At 62.2% G+C, this 21,430-nt stretch carries 21 protein-coding genes; 5 read left to right on the top strand and 16 right to left on the bottom strand.

Annotated features, from left to right (window positions below; all coding sequences use genetic code 11):
• Positions 1-60: 60 nt before the first annotated feature.
• Complete coding sequence (gene dgcA, locus ASC80_RS02800; protein ID WP_056292669.1) at positions 61-1,053, top strand: N-acetyl-D-Glu racemase DgcA; 993 nt, start codon at positions 61-63, stop codon at positions 1,051-1,053.
• Here dgcA and ASC80_RS02795 read toward each other — a convergent pair.
• The gene (locus ASC80_RS02795; RefSeq protein ID WP_056292668.1) at positions 1,050-2,243 is read right to left on the bottom strand and encodes an MFS transporter; all 1,194 of its coding nucleotides are present in this window, start codon (positions 2,241-2,243) and stop codon (positions 1,050-1,052) included. The two genes, dgcA and ASC80_RS02795, sit on opposite strands and share 4 nt — an antisense overlap.
• A gap of 107 nt (positions 2,244-2,350) precedes the next feature.
• Between ASC80_RS02795 and ASC80_RS02790 the strand changes: the two genes are divergently transcribed.
• Positions 2,351-3,436, top strand: coding sequence for a hypothetical protein (locus tag ASC80_RS02790; protein ID WP_056292667.1), 1,086 nt, complete (start codon positions 2,351-2,353; stop codon positions 3,434-3,436).
• Here the strand turns inward: ASC80_RS02790 and ASC80_RS02785 are convergent.
• The 5 genes from ASC80_RS02785 to thiD all read right to left on the bottom strand — a co-directional run bounded on the left by ASC80_RS02785 (position 3,433) and on the right by thiD (position 8,033).
• On the bottom strand, positions 3,433-4,419 hold the full coding sequence (locus tag ASC80_RS02785; RefSeq protein ID WP_056292665.1) for a threonine ammonia-lyase: 987 nt from the start codon (positions 4,417-4,419) through the stop codon (positions 3,433-3,435). The two genes, ASC80_RS02790 and ASC80_RS02785, sit on opposite strands and share 4 nt — an antisense overlap.
• A 49-nt stretch (positions 4,420-4,468) precedes the next feature.
• The gene (locus ASC80_RS02780; RefSeq protein WP_056292664.1) at positions 4,469-5,524 is read right to left on the bottom strand and encodes a glycosyltransferase family 4 protein; all 1,056 of its coding nucleotides are present in this window, start codon (positions 5,522-5,524) and stop codon (positions 4,469-4,471) included.
• Positions 5,524-6,321 carry a UDP-2,3-diacylglucosamine diphosphatase gene (locus ASC80_RS02775; protein WP_200941137.1) on the bottom strand — a complete coding sequence of 266 codons (798 nt, stop codon included), beginning with the start codon at positions 6,319-6,321 and terminating at the stop codon, positions 5,524-5,526. Before ASC80_RS02775 ends, ASC80_RS02780 begins: the two co-directional genes overlap by 1 nt.
• Positions 6,322-6,390: 69 nt before the next feature.
• The gene (locus ASC80_RS02770) at positions 6,391-7,047 is read right to left on the bottom strand and encodes a class I SAM-dependent methyltransferase (RefSeq protein ID WP_056292661.1); all 657 of its coding nucleotides are present in this window, start codon (positions 7,045-7,047) and stop codon (positions 6,391-6,393) included.
• A 179-nt stretch (positions 7,048-7,226) separates the two neighbouring features.
• Entirely contained in the window at positions 7,227-8,033 is an 807-nt protein-coding gene (thiD, locus tag ASC80_RS02765) for a bifunctional hydroxymethylpyrimidine kinase/phosphomethylpyrimidine kinase (RefSeq protein WP_056292659.1), read from the bottom strand.
• Between the two features lie 158 nt (positions 8,034-8,191).
• Between thiD and ASC80_RS02760 the strand changes: the two genes are divergently transcribed.
• Entirely contained in the window at positions 8,192-8,434 is a 243-nt protein-coding gene (locus ASC80_RS02760) for an Lrp/AsnC ligand binding domain-containing protein (protein WP_056295474.1), read from the top strand.
• Positions 8,435-8,455: 21 nt separating this feature from the next.
• Here ASC80_RS02760 and ASC80_RS02755 read toward each other — a convergent pair whose 3' ends face one another.
• Together ASC80_RS02755 and ASC80_RS02750 are read right to left on the bottom strand one after the other, a co-directional pair.
• Positions 8,456-9,430: a DMT family transporter gene (locus tag ASC80_RS02755; protein ID WP_056292658.1), complete on the bottom strand. Its 975-nt coding sequence runs from the start codon at positions 9,428-9,430 to the stop codon at positions 8,456-8,458.
• A gap of 124 nt (positions 9,431-9,554) precedes the next feature.
• Positions 9,555-10,478 carry a c-type cytochrome gene (locus ASC80_RS02750; protein WP_056292657.1) on the bottom strand — a complete coding sequence of 308 codons (924 nt, stop codon included), beginning with the start codon at positions 10,476-10,478 and terminating at the stop codon, positions 9,555-9,557.
• Between the two features lie 74 nt (positions 10,479-10,552).
• On the opposite strand from ASC80_RS02750, the gene ASC80_RS02745 reads away from it, so the two are divergent.
• Positions 10,553-10,981 carry a CHRD domain-containing protein gene (locus ASC80_RS02745; RefSeq protein WP_056292655.1) on the top strand — a complete coding sequence of 143 codons (429 nt, stop codon included), beginning with the start codon at positions 10,553-10,555 and terminating at the stop codon, positions 10,979-10,981.
• A gap of 100 nt (positions 10,982-11,081) precedes the next feature.
• Here ASC80_RS02745 and ASC80_RS02740 read toward each other — a convergent pair whose 3' ends face one another.
• From ASC80_RS02740 to ASC80_RS02720, 5 genes are all read right to left on the bottom strand, one after another.
• On the bottom strand, positions 11,082-11,528 hold the full coding sequence (locus ASC80_RS02740) for a c-type cytochrome (protein ID WP_056292654.1): 447 nt from the start codon (positions 11,526-11,528) through the stop codon (positions 11,082-11,084).
• 109 nt (positions 11,529-11,637) lie between these two features.
• Complete coding sequence (locus ASC80_RS02735; protein ID WP_156464317.1) at positions 11,638-13,941, bottom strand: xanthine dehydrogenase family protein molybdopterin-binding subunit; 2,304 nt, start codon at positions 13,939-13,941, stop codon at positions 11,638-11,640.
• Positions 13,942-14,021: 80 nt separating this feature from the next.
• Entirely contained in the window at positions 14,022-15,551 is a 1,530-nt protein-coding gene (gene murJ / locus ASC80_RS02730; protein WP_056292649.1) for a murein biosynthesis integral membrane protein MurJ, read from the bottom strand.
• Between the two features lie 140 nt (positions 15,552-15,691).
• Entirely contained in the window at positions 15,692-16,846 is a 1,155-nt protein-coding gene (locus tag ASC80_RS02725; RefSeq protein ID WP_056292647.1) for a DegT/DnrJ/EryC1/StrS family aminotransferase, read from the bottom strand.
• 35 nt (positions 16,847-16,881) lie between these two features.
• Positions 16,882-17,895: a Gfo/Idh/MocA family protein gene (locus ASC80_RS02720; protein WP_056292646.1), complete on the bottom strand. Its 1,014-nt coding sequence runs from the start codon at positions 17,893-17,895 to the stop codon at positions 16,882-16,884.
• Between the two features lie 360 nt (positions 17,896-18,255).
• Here ASC80_RS02720 and ASC80_RS23490 point away from each other — a divergent pair, with 360 nt between their 5' ends.
• Positions 18,256-18,645, top strand: a complete 390-nt coding sequence (locus ASC80_RS23490) for a hypothetical protein (RefSeq protein ID WP_156464239.1) — start codon at positions 18,256-18,258, stop codon at positions 18,643-18,645.
• A gap of 129 nt (positions 18,646-18,774) precedes the next feature.
• On the opposite strand, the gene ASC80_RS02715 is transcribed toward ASC80_RS23490, so the two are convergent.
• The 3 genes from ASC80_RS02715 to ASC80_RS02705 form a co-directional block, all read right to left on the bottom strand.
• Positions 18,775-19,194, bottom strand: a complete 420-nt coding sequence (locus ASC80_RS02715; RefSeq protein ID WP_056292645.1) for a hypothetical protein — start codon at positions 19,192-19,194, stop codon at positions 18,775-18,777.
• Position 19,195: 1 nt separating this feature from the next.
• Positions 19,196-19,816 (bottom strand): hypothetical protein, encoded by a 621-nt coding sequence (locus tag ASC80_RS02710; RefSeq protein WP_056292643.1) that lies wholly within the window; start codon positions 19,814-19,816, stop codon positions 19,196-19,198.
• Between the two features lie 185 nt (positions 19,817-20,001).
• Positions 20,002-21,414, bottom strand: coding sequence for a mannose-1-phosphate guanylyltransferase/mannose-6-phosphate isomerase (locus ASC80_RS02705; protein ID WP_056292641.1), 1,413 nt, complete (start codon positions 21,412-21,414; stop codon positions 20,002-20,004).
• Positions 21,415-21,430 lie beyond the last annotated feature (16 nt).

The raw sequence follows: 21,430 nt of genomic DNA, 5'->3' as shown, positions 1-21,430 counted from the left end.
TTAAGAGCCATACTTGCCATCGTTGAGCAAGCCCACACACGAAAAATCGTCCATTTCCGAATGACTTCCGCCAAACCGACGCTGACCGCGCGCCTCGAACGCTGGCCCATTGCCGGCAATTTCACCATCAGCCGCGGCGTCAAAACCGAAGCGGTCGTTATTGTGGCTGAAGTATGCAGCGGGCCACACATAGGGCGCGGTGAGTGCGTGCCCTATCCGCGCTACGGCGAAACGCCGGAGGCCACATTGGCGGCGATCCTTGCCGTGCGCGAGGCCATCGAGTGCGGTCTGTCTCGGCAGGAACTGCAGACGGCGATACCGGCGGGCGCGGCGCGCAATGCGCTCGATTGCGCGCTGTGGGATCTGGACGCCAAACAGTCCGGCCGCCCCGCCTGGGTGATCGCCGGACTGGCCGCGCCGCAGCCGCTGACCACCGCCTACACCATTTCGCTCGGCACCCCCGAGGCGATGGCGGAGGCGACCGCGAAGACGGCGCGCCGGCCGCTGCTCAAGATCAAGCTCGGAGGCGACGGTGACGTCGCCCGCATCGCCGCGGTTCGCAGTGCCGCACCTAACTCAACCCTGATCGTGGATGCCAATGAGGCATGGACCGAGGCCAGCCTCGAATCCCATCTCGCGGCCTGTGCCGCGGCCGGCGTGACGCTGGTCGAGCAGCCGCTTCCGGCCGGTCACGACGCGGCCTTGGCGCGCATCAAGCGACCGATCGCGGTGTGTGCCGATGAAAGCGTTCACGACCGCGCCTCGCTGACGGGGCTGCGCGATCGCTACGACGCCATCAACATCAAGCTCGACAAGACCGGCGGCCTCACCGAGGCGGTGGCGATGAGCGATGCGGCGCGGGCGCTCGGATTCGAGATCATGGTCGGCTGCATGGTTGCGACCTCGCTGGCCATGGCGCCGGCGATACTGGCGGCGCAGCAAGCGCGTGTGGTCGATCTCGACGGGCCACTGTTGCTGGCGAAGGATCGCGACGGCGGCCTGCGCTACGACGGCAGCACCGTCTATCCGCCCGACGCGAGCCTGTGGGGCTAACCCGCGATCTCGGATGACGCATCGAGCTTCTGGCGGGCGACGCCGATCAGCAGCAGCCCTGCACCCGCCATCGCGGCCATGAGATAATAGACGCCCTGTCCGACCTGCGCATAGATCAAGCCCGACAGCACCATGGTGATGGTCGTCACCACCCCGATCGAGGCCACGAGATAACCCTGTGCGCTTGCCAGCACGTGATGCGGCACGCTGCGTACCAGAAGGCCAATGGTGCCGATATGGGTCATGCCGTAGGACAGGCCGTGCATCAGTTGCACCACGGCCAATACGGCGATCGGCGGTTCCTGCGCGGTGATGACCCAACGCAGCGCCGCTCCCGCTGCGCCGATCATCACCAGAACCACCGGTGAACCCGAAAAGCGAGGCGACAGCGCGAACACGACAATTTCGGCGATGACACCGAGCGACCACAGGGCCGCGATCGTCATGCCGTCCAGTCCGGTATCCTGCCAGGTAATCGAGGCGAAGGTGTAATAAGCTGCGTGACTGCCCTGCACCAAAGCGGCCGTCCCAATGATCGCAAGGAATAGCGGCCGCCGCAGCAGAGCATTGGCGCGAGACAGCGAGGCAGTTGCGACAACCGGTGGGGTATCGAGCGGCTGCAGGCCGAGGCTGACGAACGCGCTCAGCACGGTCACGCCGACAATGACCCAGATCAGATGCGGCGCGGCGATGACGCCGGCAAGCAGGCCGCATCCCAGAGCGCCGACCACGAACGCCGCCGATCCCCACAGCCGCAACGGGCCATAGTCGAGGCCGTAACGCGCCACCCCCTTGAGCGTATAGCCGTCGGTCATCGGGCCGAGCGGCGTCCACACGCAGGCGGTGAGCGCAAACAGGATCAGGATCGTCACAGGCTGGTGAAGCACACCAATGGCGGCAAAACCCAATGCCGTTGCAAAGGCCATGAAAACAATGGCGCCGCGCAGCACCTGATGACGCTCCGCCAGGGCGGTCACGAAAGGCAGGACCGTAAAGCGCGACAGCGACGGCAGAGCGGTGATGATCCCGATCAATGACGCTTCAACGCCGACCGCTTTCAGCCAGACCGGGAAGAACGGCAGATAAACACCGATAATGCCGAGGGTCGTTGCGTAGAACAGGCCGACACCCACCGCAAACCGGCGACCGGACGATTGCGCGCCACCGGGAAACTGTGATTCCGTAGTCATTGGGAGAATTGCGATTCGCTGCGTAGGATGCCGACGCTTATCTAGCGCGCATCCGGCGGATGTTGGTACGGATTTCACACCCGACGATTTTGAGCGACGGATCACTCATGGCTGACGAAGCCTTTGCATTATCGCCGATTTCCGCACGAAGCGCGTCGCCGACCGATGCCGACTACGACGCCATCAGCGAAGCCTTCATGGAAACCGCGCGCGGGCGCTGGTTTCTGGGCGAGTTCGCCAAGCGCAACCGCAATGCCGACACCGCCATGGTGCTCGACGCCGTCACGCGGATCGAGCGCACCATCGCCGCCCAGAAGGCATCGCCGTCCGACGACCTGAACGACACGCTCGCGGCGGTCAGGGCCATTGTCGCCGGCGCCAAAACCGCCGTCGCGGATGCGCTGGGCGATCCGGCGCTCGACCATATCCTTGCTCCCCATCGCAAAAGCGCGCGCGTCATCCGCGAGATCGCGTGGGGGCTTCGTGAATCGGGTGCGGATGTCCGGATTTGCGATCTGCTCGATGGGCAGGTTGGGGCGATCAACACCGCTTGCGACAGCTTCGCGGCGTTTCCGATGCGTGAGGCCGCTCTCCTGGCGGTCGATGCGGCGATGGCCGACATTGATCGGCTCGCGGCTGGGAATATCCCCCCTTCCGGACTGGCCGACCCAACAGAGACCGATGCAGCGGCAACCGCGCCGCCGGACGCAACAGAAGCCGTTGCGTATGAATCGGCCCCGGACGAACCAGCGGCCCCCGAAATCGCTCTGGAGGCCTCGGCTGAAGCCTTCGAGGCCCTGCCGCAGGAGTCTGACGATGCACCGGAGATCGGCTCTGAGGTCCCGGAGATACTGCCAGAGGCGTCTGAAACCGGTCTGGAGGCCGTCCCGGAGGCGATGGAGCCGGAACCGGCAGAACCCGAAACCGAGCTGGCCGACGCCTTGGCGGCTGAAATCTTCGAGGAACCGGGCGTGATCGAACCACCCGCCCGGCACACCATTCTGGCTCAGGTTGAGCTGATGCCCGTCACCGAACCCGGCCCGGCGGCCGAACTACCCGGTCCGGCCGGTATCTCGCTGGGCGCCAGCCTGATCGCCAGCGGCATCGTCGCTAAGCCGGCCGAGCCGCGCATCGACCCGCTGGCGCCGATCCAGCGGATGAGCCAAGCCGAAAAGATCGCGTTCTTCAGCTAGACCTGCTGGATCAGCTTCGCGAACAGGTCGGCGTCGACATTGCCACCTGACAGCACGATGCCGACCGTTTTGCCTCGCGCGTCGATGCGGCCGGCCAGAAGCGCCGCCAGCGCCACCGCACCACCCGGCTCGACCACCAGCTTCAACTCACGGAAGGCAAACGCGACCGCCTCGCCGACCTCGGCGTCAGAGGCCGTCACGCCATGGGCGACCAGCTTGCTATTGACCGCGAAGGTCAATTCGCCCGGGATCGAGGCCATCAGCGCGTCGCAAATCGTGCGACCCTCGGCGCGATGCGGTTGGCGAACGCCGCTGTTGAGCGAACGCGCGTGATCGTCGAAGCCGTCCGGCTCCGCGGTCATCAGGGTCGCATCGGGAAACTTCGCCTTGATCGCCAGCGCAATGCCGGCCATCAGCCCACCGCCAGACGCCGGCGCGGAGACGATGTCCGGCAGAACACCGATGGCTGCGAAATCCTCGGCCATTTCAAACCCGACCGTCCCCTGCCCCGCGATGACCATCGGATCATCGAACGGCGGCACCAGCACCGCGCCGCTCTTGCCCGAAATATCCCGCGCGATCTGCTCGCGGTCTTCCTTGTCGCGGTCGTACAGCACGACCTGCGCGCCATACCCTTTGGTGCGCTCACGCTTGGAGGCCGGCGCATCGGACGGCATCACGATGGTCGCAGGCATCTTGAGGATCTGCGCCGCCGCCGCGACGCCCTGCGCATGGTTGCCGGATGAAAACGCCACGACACCGGCGGCTCGCCTGTCCTGCGGAATCGACGACAGCTTGTTGAACGCGCCGCGAAACTTGAACGACCCGGTCCGCTGCAGCACTTCCGGCTTGAGCAGCACCCGTGCGCCAACCCGCTCATCAAGGGCGGGCGATGAGATCAATCTCGTCCGGACGGCATAAGGAGACAGAACACGCGCAGCGGATTCAATGTCGGCGAAGGTCGGCAGGAGCTTGTCGGTCATGACATCTTGTATCGCGCCCCGCGCGACACGATCAAGGCGCAAACTTGGATCAAGCCGCCGTCTGCGTCGGCTGAACGTGGAGATGCTGCTTGCTGCCCTTAAGCGCTTCAAGGCGCACACAGGCGACGTTCTCGACGAACGCGCGGGCCGACACGTCCCAGCTTTGAGCAAAGGCAAACTGGCGGCAGGTTTCGCGCGACAGCGCGAGCGCCGACAGGCAGGCCACCCGCAAATCCTCGTTCAGAGCGCCGACCGGCGCATCACCGATCACATCGCGGGGACCCGACACCGGAAATGCCGCGACAGGAACGCCGCTTGCCAGAGCCTCGAGCAGGACCAGTCCGAACGTATCGGTGCGGCTCGGAAATACGAACACATCCGCAGCCGCATACGCCTCGGCGAGCCGCTCGCCCTGCATCCCGCCGAGGAAAACAGCGTCAGGATATTTCCGTTCAAGCGCCGCCCGGGCCGGCCCGTCACCGACCACGACCTTGGTGCCGGGTAGATCGAGGTCGAGAAATGCCTCGAGATTTTTCTCGACCGCAATGCGCCCCACCGACAGAAACACCGGACGCGGCAGACCGAGATCGATTGTGCGGGGATGAAACAACTTGGCATCGACGCCGCGCGGCCACAGCACGATGTTATTGAAGCCACGGTTGCGCAATTCATCCGCCAGCGCCGGCGTCGCCGCCATCACCGCGTGACTGGTGGAATGAAATCGCCGCAGCGCGGCCCAGACCCACGACTCCGGAATCGGCGAGCGCGCCGAGATGTATTCAGGAAAACGGGTGTGGAAGCTGGTCGTAAACGGCAGACGGTGTTTGCGGCAAAAGCGCCGGACCATGAAGCCGATCGGCCCTTCGGTGGCGATGTGAATATTGTCAGGCCGGGCTTCCGCAATCAGCCGGGCGATCCGTGCCGGTCCCGGCAGCGCGACGCGCAGATCCGGATAGCTCGGCAGCGCGAAGGTGGCGAACGATTTCGGAGTCAGGAAGCTGACATCGACGCCAAGTGCCGCGGCGGCTTCCGCCATCATGGTCAGAGTGCGGACGACGCCATTGACCTGCGGGTGCCAAGCGTCGGTGGCGACAAGAATACGCATCAGGCAGCCCGCGCCGTCATCGACGGCAATGGTTCCGCCCGCCGCACGGGATCGGTCCAGGACAGAATTTCGAAACGGCCGTCGGTATGTTCCACCAGCGCCGTGCAACTCTCGACCCAGTCCCCGCAATTCATGTAGCGAATGCCTTCGAGATCGCGGATCACCGCGTAGTGGATGTGGCCGCAGATCACGCCGTCAGCCCCGTGACGGCGCGCCTCGCCGGCCAGCGTCTGCTCGAACGCACCGATATAATTCACCGCGTTCTTGACCTTCAGCTTCGCCCATTGCGACAGCGACCAATACGGGAAGCCGAACAGGCGGCGGCCGGCATTGACCAGACGGTTCATCCGGATCGCGAAATCGTAGGCCTTGTCGCCAAGATGCGCGAGCCAGCGCGCGTTCTGCACCACGAGGTCGAAGATATCGCCGTGGATCACGAGATAGCGCTTGCCGTCGGCGCCTTCATGGATCGCCTGCTCCGCCACTTCGACGCCGCCGAAATGCGTGCCGTAGTAGGAGCGCAGAAACTCGTCGTGGTTGCCGGGAATGTAGAAAACCTTGGCGCCCTTGCGGACCCGCCGCAGCATCTTCTGCACGAAGTCGTTGTGCGATTGCGGCCAGTGCCAGTTCGACTTCAATGCCCAGCCGTCAATGATATCGCCGACGAGATAAATGGTCTCGGCATCATGGACGCGGAGAAAATCGAGCAATCGCTCCGCCTGGGACCCTCGGGCTCCGAGATGAACGTCGGAGATAAACAATGTGCGAAAGTTCCGTTCCGGATGACTATCGCTCATAACCGGCCTTTCCATGGGGGAGCAGCTAGCAGAATCGTGTGACAGGCGAATGACAATCCAGACCAGCCCTCAGGCCGCCAGAGGAGACGCGGCACGCTCGAAACAGACCAGCGTATAAATGCCGAACGGTGCAACTTTCCGCCGCTCGACCAGGATGGCATTTTCGTTGGATTGCGCCCATGCCTGCAGGCGCGCGAACGGAAATTCGGGGCGCAGCCCGAGCGCGCGGGTGCGTTGCGCGGCCCAGCGCTCGACCGCTGCCGCTACGCCGACTTCCGAATAGAGATGGTTGACGAGAATGATCCGCCCGCCCGGCTTCACCACCCGGTGACATTCGGACAGCACCTGCTCGGGATTTTCGACGAGTGTTATGACGAACTGGGCCACCACGCAGTCGAAGGTCGCGTCCGCGAATGTCATGCGATGGGCGTCCATCTGCAGGACTTGCCTGACGAACGGATAGCGGCCGGTCGCCATTCTGGCGCGGGCCTTCTCCAGCATCGGCGCGCTCATGTCGATGCCGGTGATTTCCGTGGTGTTGTCATAGTCGTCGAACGACAGGCCGGTGCCGACGCCGACTTCCAAAATTTTACCGCCGACCGAGCGCGCGGCGGCGGCGGCGGCGCGACGGCCTTTCACCATCACCGGGCCACATACCGCGTCATAGATCGGTGCCCACCGCGCATAGGCAGTTTCGACGATGGTCTTTTCGAGATCGGGAGTCATTGCGTTTCGTCCGACAGGCGATCCGGGAATCGGATCGAAATGAACCTGTCCGGCGAATAGCAATCGACTGCGACAACCGCACGACAGACGCGGCACCACGTCGCAGGCGTTTTAGATCGGCATGATCATTTCCGAAAACCGGAATCCGCTTTTCGCTGGCACCGCCCTTCTGGTCGGGATCATGCCTGATCGTGTGCGTGAAAATGATGGATCGGGCCGTGACCGTGGCCGACATCAAGCCGGTCGGCAGCGGCGATCGCTGCGCTGACATACGCCTTGGCATGACCGACCGCGACATCGAGCGTTTCGCCTTTCGCAAGGCCGGCGGCGATCGCCGACGACAGCGAACAACCGGTGCCGTGGGTATTCTTTGTCTGAATACGTTTGGCCGCGAACGGTATCACGCCGTCGGCGCGAACCAGATAGTCCGTGCTTTCCGCGCCTTCGCCGTGGCCACCCTTGATCAGAACCGCAGGACAGCCGAGCTTGAGAAGCCGCCGTCCCTGCTCCGAGATCTGGTCCACGCTCGTCGCCATCTCCTCTTCGAGCAGGGCTGCAGCTTCCGGCAGGTTCGGCGTGATGAGTTGGGCGCGCGGGATCAGGTCGTTGCGCAAGGCATCGATGGCGGCAGGCGACAGCAGGCGGTCGCCCGAAGTCGCCACCATCACCGGATCGACGACGACGTTCCTTGCCGACCAGCGCTTGAGGCCTTCGACAATCGCTTCGATGACGATCCGCTGTGACACCATACCGATCTTCACTGCATCCACCGTGAGATCGCCGAACACGGCGTCGATCTGCGCGGTGATGAATTCCGCCGGCACCTCATGGATGCCGGCCACGCCCCGGGTGTTCTGCGCGGTCAGGGCGGTGATCACGGACGCACCATAGACACCGCTGGCGCCAAACGTCTTCAGATCCGCCTGAATGCCGGCACCGCCGCTCGAATCCGACCCGGCAATGGTGAGTGCAATCGGTATCCGCATGTCCGTTCCGTCAAAGCGCCTGCGAAGGCGTCAGCCCGCCGCACCCTCGTAACGCTCTCCACGCGCGGCAGCAAGCGCGAGCCTGCGGCAAGTGCTTGCCACGGCCCACGGATTTTGGCTCTATGGCCCGCGAAACGCACCTGCCGGGAGAAATTGCGATGGTCCCCTTCTTCGTCCAGATCAAATGCAAGATGGGCCAGTCCTATGCCGTCGCCAATGCGCTGGCGGAGGCCGAAATCGCCTCGGAAGTCTATTCAACGGCGGGCGACTACGACCTGCTGGTCAAGTTCTACGTCGACCATTCCGTGGATATCGGCCATTTCGTCAACGAAAAGGTCCAGTGCATCCCCGGCATCCAGGACACCTACACCATCATCACGTTCAAGGCATTCAACGCCTGAGCCTCGACGGACCGGCGCCGCTCACGACGCCTTGGACAGAATCACCGGCGCATCCGGGTCGGCCTCCTGATCCGTCATCGACGAGATTGCAGAGATCGGCACGTCGCGCAGTCGCTTCAGGCCCAGATAGCGCTCGCGCAGGATGACGAAAATGCCCGCTCCCGCAACGATGACCGCGCCGATCATGACATAGATCGTCGGCACTTCGCCGAACAGCCAGTAACCGAGCGCGAACGCCCACAACATGGCGCTATAGTCGAACGGCGCGAGGAACGAGGCCGGCGCGTGACGATAGCTGTCCGTGAAGAAGATCTGGCCCAAGCCGCCACTAATCCCGATCCCGATCAGGACTGCGAGGTCGCCCCATGACGCCGGCATTAGCCAGCCGAACGGGACGCTTACCAGCGATACGATCATCACCATCAGGGTCATGAAGATCACGATGGCGGAGGTCGACTCCGTCGTGGTCAGGCGGCGAATCTGGATGGTCGCGCCACCCGCGGTAAAAGCATTGGTTATGGCGAACCCGACCCCGATCAGCATCGCGGTGCTGAGTTCGGCATGACTCCCGAGGTACGGGGTCAGCATCAGGATCACCCCGGTGAATCCGACCCCGACCGCAGACCAGCGATAGACGTGAACATGCTCCTTCAGGATCAGGGCGGCGAACACCACGGTGATCAGCGGCGCGATGAAAGCGATCGCGGTGTAATCGGCGATCGGAATCCGCGCCAGCGCCCCGAATGTGCAGAACGTCCCGACCACGCTGAACATGCCGCGAATGACGTGATCCTTGGGGCGGTCGGTTCTGAGCGCGCCCCGCAACTCACCGCGCCAGCCGAAAAAGATCAGGATCGGAATCAGTGCGAACAGCGACCGGAAAAAGGCGACCTCGCCGATCGGGTAGGCGCCGCTGAGATAGCGCGCCTGGGCGCCCATGATCGCAAACATCAATGTGCTGGCGAGCTTGAGCGAAACGGCTTTAACAATATTCATCAATTCTGGCGGGAAACGGGGAATCTACACCCGACAGAACCATGGTTGTCCGGCGAAAAACAGCCCCGCTCCGGCATGGCTTTGCTCGCAACCATGCGGCGGGCGAGGACGACGGCTCCAGCGATCAGGATTTCTTCTGCTTGGGTGGCCGCGGCGGCCCCTCGACCGGCGGCAGCGATTTCAGGTAGGCCGCCATGGCGGCACGGTCGTCGTCGCTGAGCTGCGAGGTATTCTTGACCACGCGGACCATCGACCCTCCGACAGAGTCCCCATCCGGCAAGTCACCGGTTTTAAGCAACCCGGCAATGTCGGCTTCCGACCAGTCCTTCAGTCCCTTCCCGGTGATGTTCGGCACCCAGCCCTCGCCTTCGGGATTCGGTCCGCCGGCAAAGCGTTGCGATTCAACGATGCCGCCGAGAAAATTACGCGGGCTGTGGCATTCGGCGCAATGCCCGAAGCCGTTCACCAGATACGCGCCCCTGTTCCATTTCGCCGACTGTTTCGGGTCCGGCACGAACGGCTTGCCATCGAGAAACAGGAACTGCCAGCCACCGAGCAAACGGCGAATGTTGAAGGGAAACTTCAGATCATGCGGACGGGTGCGACCGGACAGCGGCGGCAGCGTCTTGATGTAGGCGAACAGGTCGCGGACATCCTCAACCCTGGCGTGCTGGTACGACGTGTAAGGAAACGCCGGATATAGATGCGTCCCGGCCGGTGACGTGCCTTTCATCATCGCCGTGACGAAGCCCGCCTCGCTCCATTTTCCGATTCCGTTAGTCGGGTGCGGCGAGATGTTCGGCGCGTAGAAAGTTCCGAACGGCGACGGAATCGCCAGTCCCCCGCCGAGCATGGTGCGCGGCTCGCCTTTAACTGCATGACAGGAGGAACAGCCGCCCGCGTTGAAGACCACCTCGCCATTGGCGACATTCGGTGTGTAAGACGGCAGCGCGCTCGCCGGAACAACCGCGGGAACAGTGACAACCCAGAACACGGCGAACGCCGCTGCGGCGACAAGCCCTGCCGGAAGAAGAAGCCGTCGTAACATTCGCGTATCTCCGGGAATAAAATGCGCGGGCGATTGTTAGGGCAATGTCACCAATCAGAGTATGGGAGAACGCCATGAACGGCAAAACATTTGGGATCGCAGCACTCGCCATCGGTGCCGCTCTCGCCTTTGCGGCACCGGCCAGCGCCGAAAAGATGACCATGAAGATTGACCTGACCGGCGCCGCCGAAGTGCCGCCGAACGACAGCCCCGCCAAGGGTACCGCCGACGTCACCTACGACACCACATCGAAAATGCTGACCTGGAAAACGACGTATTCCGGCCTGACCGGACCTGCGACCATGGCGCATTTCCACGGGCCGGCGGAAGCGGGCAAGAACGCGGCGGTCGTCATTCCGTTCAAGGATGCATCGAGCGGCGCGAGCGGCAGCGCCACATTGACCGACGCGCAGGCCGCCGACCTGATGGCGGGCAAGCTGTATATCAACGTTCACACCGCCAAGAATCCCGGCGGCGAAATCCGTGGGCAGGTCAAGAAATAGCCGCTCAGCGGCCACGCACAGTTCAAAAGCAAAAGGCGGATGCTTTGCATCCGCCTTTTATTTCAGCCTGTCCATTTCATCGCGCACGGGCGGGAAATGATCAGCTCTTCTTGATACGATAGGTCTCGTGGCAGCCCTTGCAGCTATCGCCGAACTGAGGGATCGCGGCCTTCAGCGTATCGAGACTGGTGATCTTGCCCTTGTTGTCGGCAACCACCTTTCCGAGCTTGGCGATGTGCGACTCGAAATCGGCCTTGTTCTCCCAGACTTTCGATGACGCGGTATATTTCTCTTCGGTCTGCACGTCCTTGGTGCTTGCCGGATACAGCGTCGGCAGCTTTTTGGCCGCTGCTTCGAGCTTGGTAAGGGAGGAATCGACGGTCGCCTGATCGTAGGGCTTTTCGCCCTTCGCCATCTGGGCGAAAGCAGCCATGCTCTTTCCATTATCCTTCATCAACTGGATGCGGGTTGCGACCAGATCCTGCTGTGCGCCTGCGATTCCGGCACCCAACAGCAAGACGGCCAAGGCAATTCCAGTGCGCTTCATCAAATCACTCCCTTTCTTGATGCTGAGCGAGTCAGGCAGGAACCGTCAGTCGATCATTCCGGCCCAACTCCCGCAACCCATCAAATTTTTCTGAAGTCAGGGAATTTTTTCATCGAGCGCGTTGCTGGCTCTGGTTGATAGCCATCCACACCCGCTCGGCGGTCGCCGGCATGTCGATGTGTTCGATGCCATATTCGCGTGACAAGCCTTCAATGATCGCATTGACGACGGCCGCGCAGGACCCGATGGAGCCTGCCTCGCCGGCCCCCTTTACCCCGAGCGGATTTGTCGCACACGGAATGTTGTGGGTCTCGAAGATAAACGACGGCGCGTCGGCCGCGCGCGGCAGCGCATAATCCATGAACGTGCCGGTCACAAGCTGGCCGTCCTCTGGATCGTAGACCGCCTGTTCCATCAGCGCCTGGCCAATGCCCTGCGCCGCGCCGCCATGCACCTGCCCCTCCAGCAGCAACGGATTGAGCGTCGCGCCGAAATCATCGACGATTACGTAGTTCATGATGCGGACGACGCCGGTGGCAGGATCGATTTCGACCTCCGCCAGATGCGTTCCGTTCGGGAAAGTGCCGTCGACGCTGCTGAACTTTTCGCTGGCCGAGAGCTTCGACGGATCGATGCCGGGCCGCTTGGCCAGATCGGCGAAGGTGATGGTGCGGTCGGTGCCCGCCACACGGATGGTGCCGTTGCTGATTTCGAGATCGCCGGCGCCGGCTTCCAGCACCTCTGCCGCGATGTCCTTCAGACGGGCGCCGAGCTTGCGCGTCGCCCGCTCCACGCTGACGCCGCCGGACGGGATCGAACTCGATCCGCCGGTGCCGAGACCGGTCGCCACCCGATCGGTATCGCCCTGCACGATATGCACGCGATCAGGCGACAGGCCGAACTGCTCGGCAACGAGTTGCGCGTAGGCGGTCTGGTGACCCTGTCCGGTCGATTGCGTTCCGATCAGGATCGTGACGTCGCCGTTGGGATCGAGCCGCACATCGGCGGTCTCCTCGCCCATGGTGCCGCAGACCTCGACATAGGTCGACATGCCAATGCCGCGCACCAGGCCAGCCTTCTTTGCTGCCTTGGCGCGCTTGGGAAATTCCTTCCACTGCGCAATGTCCTGCGCGCGCTTCATGTGCGCGGTAAAGTCGCCTGAGTCATAGACCTTGCCGGTCGCGGTCTTGTAAGGCATCGCGCGCGGCGGAATGAAATTTTTGCGTCGGATCGCGTCCGGCGACATGCCGAGCTTGCGCGCGGCCGCGTCCACCAGACGCTCCACAACATAAGCCGCCTCGGGACGGCCCGCGCCGCGATAGGCGTCCACCGGAACGGTGTTGGTGAACACGGTGCGGACGCGGCAATAAAACGCCTGAATGTCGTACAGGCCCGGCAGCATCCCCGCCCCACCGTGCGGAATGTAGGGGCCGAACGTCGACAGGTAGCCGCCCATGTCGGCGACCAGATCGACATCCATGCCGAGGAACTTGCCATCCTTGTCGAGGGCCATACGCGCGGTCGTGATGTTGTCGCGGCCCTGACTGTCGCCGAGGAAGTGATCGGCACGATCCGCGACCCACTTCACCGACTTGCGCAGCTTGCGCGACGCCACCGCAGCGAGAGCGTATTCGCGATACGGAAACAACTTGGTGCCGAACCCGCCACCGACATCGTTCGCGATCACACGCATCTTATCGGTCGGAATATTCAGGACATTCTGGCAGAGGATATCCCGCAGCCGGTGGCTGCCCTGACTGCCAATGGTCATCGTGAAATGATCGCGTTTGGCGTCGTACTCGCAAACGACCGCACGGGTTTCCATGTAGTTGGTCACCACGCGCGGATTGACGATGGAAACCTCCGCGACCGCATGGGCGTTCTTGAACGCAGCTGCCGCCTTCGCCTTGTCGCCAATCGACGTATCGAACAACACGTTGCCGGGATGCTCGGTCCACACCAGCGGCGCACCGGGCTTGATCGCGTTGGCGGCGCCGATCACCGGCGCCAGCGGCTGCCACTTGACGTCGATCGCCTCGATCGCATCGCGCGCATGATCGACGCTGTCGGCAACGACGAAAGCAATGGCATCGCCGACGTGACGCGCCTTGTCGCGCGCGAGAATCGGATACGGCGGCGCGGTGAACGGTTCATCCGGCAGGTTGAACAGGCACGGTAAACTGCCAAGGTCAGCGGTGTCCTCGCCGGTCAGGATCGCGGCGACACCCGGCAGATGACGGGCCTTCGATACATCAATCGTGAAGCTGGCGTGAGCATGGGGCGAGCGCAGCACCAGCGCATGAAGCAGCCCGGCAGGCGCATGGTCGTCGGTATAGCGGCCCTTGCCGCGAATAAGAGGATCGTCTTCCTTGCGGACGACGCTTTGACCGACGCCAAATTTCACGGGAGTCATATTCGCGGGAGCCATGTGATCTCCGGATGTTTGCTGATTTCAGATATATTGCAGCGTATCGGGCGGAAGCGCAAACGGCTTTAAGGGCGCACCAGTGCGCGGAGCCAACGCATGCCGAACAGAAGCAAGATCGCGCCGCCATAAACAACGACGCCGGTGGCGATCAAAACTCCGAGAGCGGCCTCATCGCGCATTGCTGCCATACCCGCGAACGCCGTTGCCGCCCATCGCGCCGCCCCCCACAACGCAGCGGCAAGGATCAGCCCGACCGCTGCGAATTTCACCAGTGACAGAGCGAATGCGCGGTCGAATTCGAGAAAGCCGCGTCGCACGGCGAACGTCACGACAAGAAGCAGATTGATCCAGGCACCAACGGCCGTGGCGAGCGCCAGACCGATTTGCGCCAGCGAGCCAACCAGCGCGACCTTGAGCGCGACGTTGACAGCGACACCTGTCAACGCAGCCTTGACCGGCGTTGCGGTATCCTTGCGGGCATAGAAGGTCGCGACCGCGCTGCGGATCAGAACGAAGGGGATGAGGCCCACCGCATAGGCCGCCAGCGTCGCGCCGGCAGTCGCCGCATCCGCCTTGGAAAAGGCACCGCGCGCGAACATCGCCCGCATGATGACATCCGGCACCGTTAGGAAGGCGGCGACGAACGGCACCGAGAACAGCAGCGTGAATTCGAAGGCGCGGCGCTGCGACGCCATCGCGCCGGCATGATCGCCTGCGGTCAGCCGCCGCGACATCTCCGGCAGCAGCACCGTGCCGATGGCGATGCCGATCACGCCGATCGGCAACTGATTCAGACGATCCGCATAATACAGCGCGGACAACGCACCGGCGGCGAGAAACGTCGCGATAATGGTGTCGGCAAACAACGCCACCTGCGTTCCCATCGATCCGATGGTTGCCGGACCGAGCGCCTTGAAGAAGCCGCGCACGTCGTCGTCGAGTTTCAGCGCCGTGAATTTCGGCAGCACGCCGTGCTTCGCCGCATCGCCCGCCAGCAGGAAGAACTGCAGGAAGCCCGACAGCAGCACGCCCCACGCCGCCGCATGGCCGGCACTGGGGAAGAACGCCGCCAGCGCCAGCGTCAGCATCATCGACAGGTTGAGGAAGATCGGCGCAGCGGCCGCGGTGGCGAAGCGGTGCATCACATTGAGCATCCCGCCGTAGAGCGTCACCAGCGTAATCAGCAGCAGATAGGGAAAGGTGATCCGCGTCAGCGAGATCGCCAGTTCGCGCTGCGACGGGTCATCGGAGAAGCCCGGTGCCAGCAGCGAGATCGCCTGCGGCATGAAAAGCCAGGCGACAACCAGCAGAACGACCTGCACGCTAAACAGCAGCGTGAAGATACGGTTCGCGAACAGCCTGGCGGCGAGCGAGCCGCCCTGATCCTGCAGGTGGGCGTAGGCCGGGACGAATGCGGCGTTAAACGCGCCCTCCGCAAAGATCGCCCGGAAGTGATTGGGCAACCGCAACGCCACGAAAAAGGCGTCGGCCACCGGCCCGGCACCGAGGATGGCGGCGAGCATGATATCGCGCGCGAATCCGGTCAGGCGCGAAAGGAGGGTATAGCCGCCGACGGTGAAGATGCGACCGAGCATCCGCCGCTTCTACAGCATCACGCGGCGGCGCAAAACGCCCAAGTCATGTTTAATAACAAAGTCATGCTTAATCACACCCGGCATAGCCTATTCCGAGAACCGGACGGTCGGTTTGGCTGGCGCTGCCCTTCGGGTCGGGGTCACGCCCCGAGCGCGTCGCGCACAGCCTTGATGACACGTTCCTGAGTCGGCTGATCGAGATAGGCGTGCATCGGCAGGCTGATGACCTCCTCCGACAGCTTCTCGCTGACCGGAAGGCCGCCTTCGGCCACCGGATAATGCTTGTAGGCGGTCTGCTGATGCATCGATTTCGGATAGTAGATCGCGGTCGGAATGCCCTGCGCCTTCAGCGCCGCGGCGAAGGCATCGCGTCCCGGCCCGTCTTTCGGCAGGCGGATGGTGTATTGCGCCCACACCGACAGATTGCCGTCGGCCACGCGGGGAGCAATCACGAGGTTATGGAGTGCGTCGAAATAGCGCTGCGCCACGACGTTCCGCGCTACGATCTCGTCCTCGAAGATCTTCAGCTTCTCGATCAGGATCGCAGCCTGCATGGTATCGAGCCGCGCCGTCAGTCCGATGCGGACATTATCGTATTTTTCGTTGCCCTGCCCGTGGACGCGCACACTGCGCAGCGCATCGGCCAGCTCCGCATCGTCGGTGAAGATCGCGCCGCCATCGCCAAAGCAGCCGAGCGGCTTGGCCGGGAAGAAACTGGTGGCCGTCGCCAGGCCGAACGTGCCGAGCCGCCTGCCTTTGTAGGTGGCGCCGAAGCTCTGTGCCGCATCGTCGAGAATAAACAGGCCTTCAGCCGCGGCAACGGCGGCAATCGCATCGTGATCGGCGCTCTGACCGAACAGATCGACCGGGATCACCGCCTTCGGCTTCAGGCCCAGCTTTTTCGCAGCCGCAATCCCACGCTTGAGCGAGTCGATATTGATGTTGAAGGAAGTCTCATCGACGTCGACGAACACCGGCGTCGCGCCGGTGAGCGCCACGACTTCGCCTGTGGCGCAGAACGTAAAGGACGGGCAGATCACCGCATCGCCGGGGCCAACGTTCTTCGCCATCAGCACCATCAGCAGCGCATCGGTTCCGCTGGCGCAGGCGACCACATGCTTCGCACCGCTGAACTTCGCCAGATCGGATTCGAGCTGGGTGACCTCGGGACCGTTGATGAACTGGCAATGAGTCAGAACGCGGCCGACCGCGTCGTCGATCGATGCGCCAAGCCGGCGGCGCTGGGCGTGAACATCGATGAAGGCGACGGGCTCTTGGCGCAAATGCTGGTTCATGAGACTTTCAATTTCCTGCACGATGGCAATGAGGGTCAGCCGACGATCCGGCGCGGACCCTTACGTTCGACCGAAGCAATCGCCGATGCCGGCGTGTCCAGGCAGCGGATCGCGATCTCCAGACTGCCGACTCCTTCCTCACCCGTCACCGCCGGCACCCCGCCGGTGCGCACGGCGTGAACGAAGGCCATGAGTTCAGCGCGCAGCGGCTCGTCGTGACCGACCGACAGATGCCGCATCGAGTAGCTACCGTCGGGCTGGAAACCAAAGCACTCGGTGACCTGGCGGGTGAGCAGATCGCCCTGCACGTATTTGCCGCGCGTCGCGACCGTGACGTTGCGCGCCTTGAACGGCGTCAGCCAGTTGGTGTTGATGTGAGCCAGGACACCCGAGGCGGTACGAAACTGCAGCAGCGCGATATCTTCGCGTTCGGCGACGGCGCGGGCCAGCTGCGGCTGCACATCGACGATGTCGGATTCGGTGAACCACTGGATCAGATCGATGTCATGCACGGCGAGATCGATGACGACGCCGACATTGGACATGCGGGGCGGAAACGGGCCGACGCGGGTGATGGCGATGGAGAGGATTTCCTCGCCGCTGATCGCTTCCTTGATCGCCGCCACCGCCGGATTGAACCGCTCGACATGGCCGACCATCAGGGTGACGCCAGCCTTGCGCGCGGCGTTGACGATCTCATGCCCTTCTTCACCGGTAGAGGCGATCGGCTTTTCGACCATGACGTGGATCTTGCGCGCGATACAGGCCAGCGCGATATCGCGATGAAGATGGGTCGGTGCTGCGATGGTCAAGGCGTCGACGCCGATATCCAGCAACTCCTCGACGGTTTCATAGGTCGGGCAATCGGCCATTCCGGTGACGCGGGCGCGATTCGCCGGCAAGGGATCGACAACGCCGACGAGCGATATTCCCGGCAGTCCGGCAAAGACGCGTGCATGGTTGCTGCCCATGACACCGGCCCCGATCACGCCGACACGAAGCGGCCGTTCTGCGGTGCCCATCTCGTGCGCCGGTTTGCTGGAACTCATTGAAAACGTCCTTTGAATGCGCTGGCGCGTTTCATGCGACAACGCCAGAATCGCTCTCTAGCACGTGGACACATGTGTGGCGAAGGACGCAGCCCATGAAACCGAACACGTTTTGATTCAAACAGTTACAAGGACATCCGTCGTAACTCCTTGGAGTGACGCGAAATTCAGCCGCTGCTATTAGCCCGCGAGGATCCATCCGCAGCGAGATTAACTATGCACTGACCGTGCAGAATGGACTGGGTTCGTTTTGCCAAGAACCGTTGCCTGGTGTGATCCGTGGGTTCGTTCGGCCAAAACTAATCCCGTCAGGAACCCAACCAGCTTCTTTTCCTGCATAAAAATTGGTATTGCCCGACGATGAAACTGCGAAATTGCTTAGCCCTCATTGCCTGCGTTCACACACTTTCTGCATGCGGAATTGTGGACGCCGAAAACACGTTTATGCCGAAGGTCTTCCTGGCAGCTAAGCCCCAGGACTTATTTCCGGACCCAGAACCGGATGTCCGTCAATTGGTGGGAGAAAATCCCAATGCTGTATTTGTCGGCGAAGCAACAGATATCCAAGTGAGTAAACCGCGCCCTCATGGTCGCCATTGGGAAGCCTGCGTTGCGGCAACGGTCCGCGGGGTGACCGGCAACTCGGCCAAAACCCTCATTCTGATGCAAATCGAATATGGAAAAATTGGTGCTCGAACGCGCGTTTCCCCAGATGACTGGTGCTCAACCGAGGCTTTAAGCGCGATCTAAAACTAAACCCAGCTTACACGACCTCCAAAGCACTGGAACAAGTGTCATGGTACGATGGTCTGAACTTAAGCAGCCCTGTCCATCACTCACAACATATTCGATCACTGGGAAATTCGATCCTCAGCGCCATCAAGCGGCTTTAACAAGGTCCAGGTCACGCATACTTTTCTTCCAGCGAGATCGCGCCTTCCGCTCATAGGTCTCAAACTTCGCAAGTTCCCTGAAAAGAAAATTGGACGTGTCATCAACCGAAGGATCAAGCAGTCTCCTGATAATCTCTCCCTTGACTGATCTTACACGCTGGAGCTGAACGAATCGTTCCGCCGCAGACCTTGCAGCCTCGGCAACCCAGTAGTCATTGCTTCCCTCGGACAGTCCTCGCGAAAGTTGCTCTATTTTCAGATTATCCGAGCTGTCCAAACCGGACTTCGAAGCAAGCCCGTGGCGGTGCGAATTGGTGCTCGAACGCGCTTTGCCCTTCGCAGTCTGGGGACCAGTGCTGCGGAGGGCATTTTTGCGGTTTGCCGCGGTTTTCTTGTCGGAAGACATCTTACGTCGGCAGCAACTTCGGGATGTTGTTGGCGAGCGCCTCGTCGGAAGCCCTACGGCAGCGTTTTGCGAACTCCCGACGGCCATCAATTTCACGGAATATCAGCATTCGGCGATGTTGGGCGAATGCGATCGACTTATCGAGAGCGTCGAACATACTTTGGTTCAAGATGTAACTTTGTGCCATGATCGCGAAGTCGTCACCTCCGCTACCCTTGTTGAGTCTGGCTTCGATCTTTTCGCGCTTGCCTGTGTCCAAACGCCAGTTCTTATATTCGGCCTTCGTCTGGACACGGGCAAACTGTTCCGCTCCCACAGGCGCATCAGACAGATACTCCCTGAACAAGAGCGCCTCAACAGCCACGCTACGACCTTGCGCTTTTACAGCCTCCTTTATTAAGCGCAGACGGATCAACTCCCACGTGAGATTGATCAAATCAACGGTGTACAGGTACTCAACGAAATCTTTAGGACGGATAGTTTCCAACATCTGCTCGACGAGCACGCAGAACAGATTTGGATCTTCGCCAGGACCAAATGCCGGCGACCCCAAGAGGTCGTAGAACATCTGGGGCGCACTGAACTTCTGATTTTTGGGAATATTATTGGGCTGTTCAGCCATAGCTGAACTCCTTTCGTTTAGAGTTACGAAATGGCCTGCCCATTTGGCCGGACGGAACTAGAGCTGATTCGCCGCTCTTGAAAAATGCTTAGTAGAACGGCTGTGGATAACTTAGGCAACGAGCAACAGAAATTGCTTTGCCTACATGATCGCCGACATCGTTATTGCTCAGGCGACCGACATTCCTATGAACGGCGGTAATCGTCCTCGATTCGGATGATGTCGTCCTCGCCGAGATAGCTGCCGGTTTGAACCTCGATCAGTTCCAGCGGGATCTTGCCGGGATTTTCCATCCGGTGCGTCGCGCCGATCGGAATGTAGATCGACTCGTTCTCATGAACGATTTTCTCGGTCTCATTCACCGTGACCAGGGCAGCGCCTCGCACCACGATCCAGTGTTCGGAGCGATGGTGATGCTTCTGCAGCGACAGCCGCCCGCCCGCCTTGACGATGATGCGCTTGACCTGATGGCGGTCGCCGATGTCGAGCGACTGATAGGACCCCCACGGACGGTGAACCTTGAGATGATCGGCGGTAACCTCAGGCGCGACCTTCTTGAGCTTGGCGACCAGCCGTTTCAGCCCGGCCGGATCCTTCTGGCGCGAGACCAGCACGGCGTCCTGCGTCGCCACCACCACCAGGTCGTCGACGCCTTCCAGCGCCACCAACGCCTTGTCGGTCGAGACGTTGCAATTGGTCGCGCCCTCAAACACCGCAGTCCCCTGGGCTGCGTTGCCGTGATCGTCCTTGTCGGACAGTTCCCACACCGCATGCCACGAGCCGACATCGGACCAGCCGCACGACACCGGCACCACCGCCGCCTGCTTGGTTTTCTCCATCACCGCGTAGTCGATCGAGATCGCCTTGGCTTTGCCGAAAGCCTCCGGATCGAGCAGAACGAATCCGAGGTCACGCCCCGCTTCCTTCACCGCATCCCTGACAGCCTGGACGCTGCCTGCATCCATCCTGGCGTATTCGTCGAGCAGCATCTGCGCCCGGAACATGAAGTTGCCGCTGTTCCAGAGATAGCCATCTTTGACATACCCCGCAGCGGTGACCGCATCCGGCTTCTCGACGAAAGCTGCGACCGCGGACACGCCGCCGAAAATTTCCTCGCCCGGCCGGATGTAGCCATATTCGGTGGCCGGCCGCTCCGGCTGAACGCCGAACGTCACGATACGGCCAGCACTTGCGACACTGAGCGCCTTGCGGCACGCCTCGGCGAACGCCGCGGTATCGCGTACGACATGGTCGGCGGCGAGCGCCAACACAACCGCATCGGCACTCCTCGTCAGGGCAAATGCGGCACCTGCGGCGATCGCCGGGCCGGAATCACGGCGCACCGGCTCGAGCAGCACATCCGCCTCGATCTCGACGGCGGCCAATTGCTCCAGCACCATGAAGCGGTAGGCGTTGTTGGTGATGATGACCGGCCGCTCGAACAGCGTGGCATCGCTGACACGCAACAGCGTTTCCTGAAACGTCGAGCGCGATCCGAACAATTGCAGGAATTGCTTTGGACGGCCCTCGCGCGATGCCGGCCACAGCCGGGTCCCGGCGCCGCCGCACATGATTAGTGGAATGATGCGCTCACTCATGCGTCCCCGGCGTCAG

Origin of the sequence: Afipia sp. Root123D2, from assembly GCF_001425835.1 — a bacterium.
Taxonomy (GTDB): Bacteria; Pseudomonadota; Alphaproteobacteria; order Rhizobiales; family Xanthobacteraceae; genus Afipia.
Note: the sequence above shows the minus strand (reverse complement) of the source record. Positions and strands in the feature narration are given on the sequence as shown.

What these genes read in the sequence shown, in the direction of transcription:
- ASC80_RS02720 (WP_056292646.1), bottom strand. Translation starts at nt 17,895, where the DNA reads ATGAGTTCCAGCAAACCGGCGCACGAGATGGGCACCGCAGAACGGCCG.
- ASC80_RS02775 (WP_200941137.1), bottom strand. Translation starts at nt 6,321, where the DNA reads ATGAGCGATAGTCATCCGGAACGGAACTTTCGCACATTGTTTATCTCC.
- ASC80_RS02705 (WP_056292641.1), bottom strand. Translation starts at nt 21,414, where the DNA reads ATGAGTGAGCGCATCATTCCACTAATCATGTGCGGCGGCGCCGGGACC.
- ASC80_RS02755 (WP_056292658.1), bottom strand. Translation starts at nt 9,430, where the DNA reads ATGAATATTGTTAAAGCCGTTTCGCTCAAGCTCGCCAGCACATTGATG.
- ASC80_RS02780 (WP_056292664.1), bottom strand. Translation starts at nt 5,524, where the DNA reads ATGCGTATTCTTGTCGCCACCGACGCTTGGCACCCGCAGGTCAATGGC.
- ASC80_RS02715 (WP_056292645.1), bottom strand. Translation starts at nt 19,194, where the DNA reads ATGTCTTCCGACAAGAAAACCGCGGCAAACCGCAAAAATGCCCTCCGC.
- ASC80_RS02790 (WP_056292667.1), top strand. Translation starts at nt 2,351, where the DNA reads ATGGCTGACGAAGCCTTTGCATTATCGCCGATTTCCGCACGAAGCGCG.
- ASC80_RS02750 (WP_056292657.1), bottom strand. Translation starts at nt 10,478, where the DNA reads ATGTTACGACGGCTTCTTCTTCCGGCAGGGCTTGTCGCCGCAGCGGCG.
- ASC80_RS23490 (WP_156464239.1), top strand. Translation starts at nt 18,256, where the DNA reads ATGAAACTGCGAAATTGCTTAGCCCTCATTGCCTGCGTTCACACACTT.
- ASC80_RS02710 (WP_056292643.1), bottom strand. Translation starts at nt 19,816, where the DNA reads ATGGCTGAACAGCCCAATAATATTCCCAAAAATCAGAAGTTCAGTGCG.
- ASC80_RS02735 (WP_156464317.1), bottom strand. Translation starts at nt 13,941, where the DNA reads ATGACTCCCGTGAAATTTGGCGTCGGTCAAAGCGTCGTCCGCAAGGAA.
- ASC80_RS02740 (WP_056292654.1), bottom strand. Translation starts at nt 11,528, where the DNA reads ATGAAGCGCACTGGAATTGCCTTGGCCGTCTTGCTGTTGGGTGCCGGA.
- thiD (WP_056292659.1), bottom strand. Translation starts at nt 8,033, where the DNA reads ATGCGGATACCGATTGCACTCACCATTGCCGGGTCGGATTCGAGCGGC.
- ASC80_RS02770 (WP_056292661.1), bottom strand. Translation starts at nt 7,047, where the DNA reads ATGACTCCCGATCTCGAAAAGACCATCGTCGAAACTGCCTATGCGCGG.
- ASC80_RS02745 (WP_056292655.1), top strand. Translation starts at nt 10,553, where the DNA reads ATGAACGGCAAAACATTTGGGATCGCAGCACTCGCCATCGGTGCCGCT.
- ASC80_RS02795 (WP_056292668.1), bottom strand. Translation starts at nt 2,243, where the DNA reads ATGACTACGGAATCACAGTTTCCCGGTGGCGCGCAATCGTCCGGTCGC.
- murJ (WP_056292649.1), bottom strand. Translation starts at nt 15,551, where the DNA reads ATGCTCGGTCGCATCTTCACCGTCGGCGGCTATACCCTCCTTTCGCGC.
- dgcA (WP_056292669.1), top strand. Translation starts at nt 61, where the DNA reads ATGACTTCCGCCAAACCGACGCTGACCGCGCGCCTCGAACGCTGGCCC.
- ASC80_RS02760 (WP_056295474.1), top strand. Translation starts at nt 8,192, where the DNA reads ATGGTCCCCTTCTTCGTCCAGATCAAATGCAAGATGGGCCAGTCCTAT.
- ASC80_RS02725 (WP_056292647.1), bottom strand. Translation starts at nt 16,846, where the DNA reads ATGAACCAGCATTTGCGCCAAGAGCCCGTCGCCTTCATCGATGTTCAC.
- ASC80_RS02785 (WP_056292665.1), bottom strand. Translation starts at nt 4,419, where the DNA reads ATGACCGACAAGCTCCTGCCGACCTTCGCCGACATTGAATCCGCTGCG.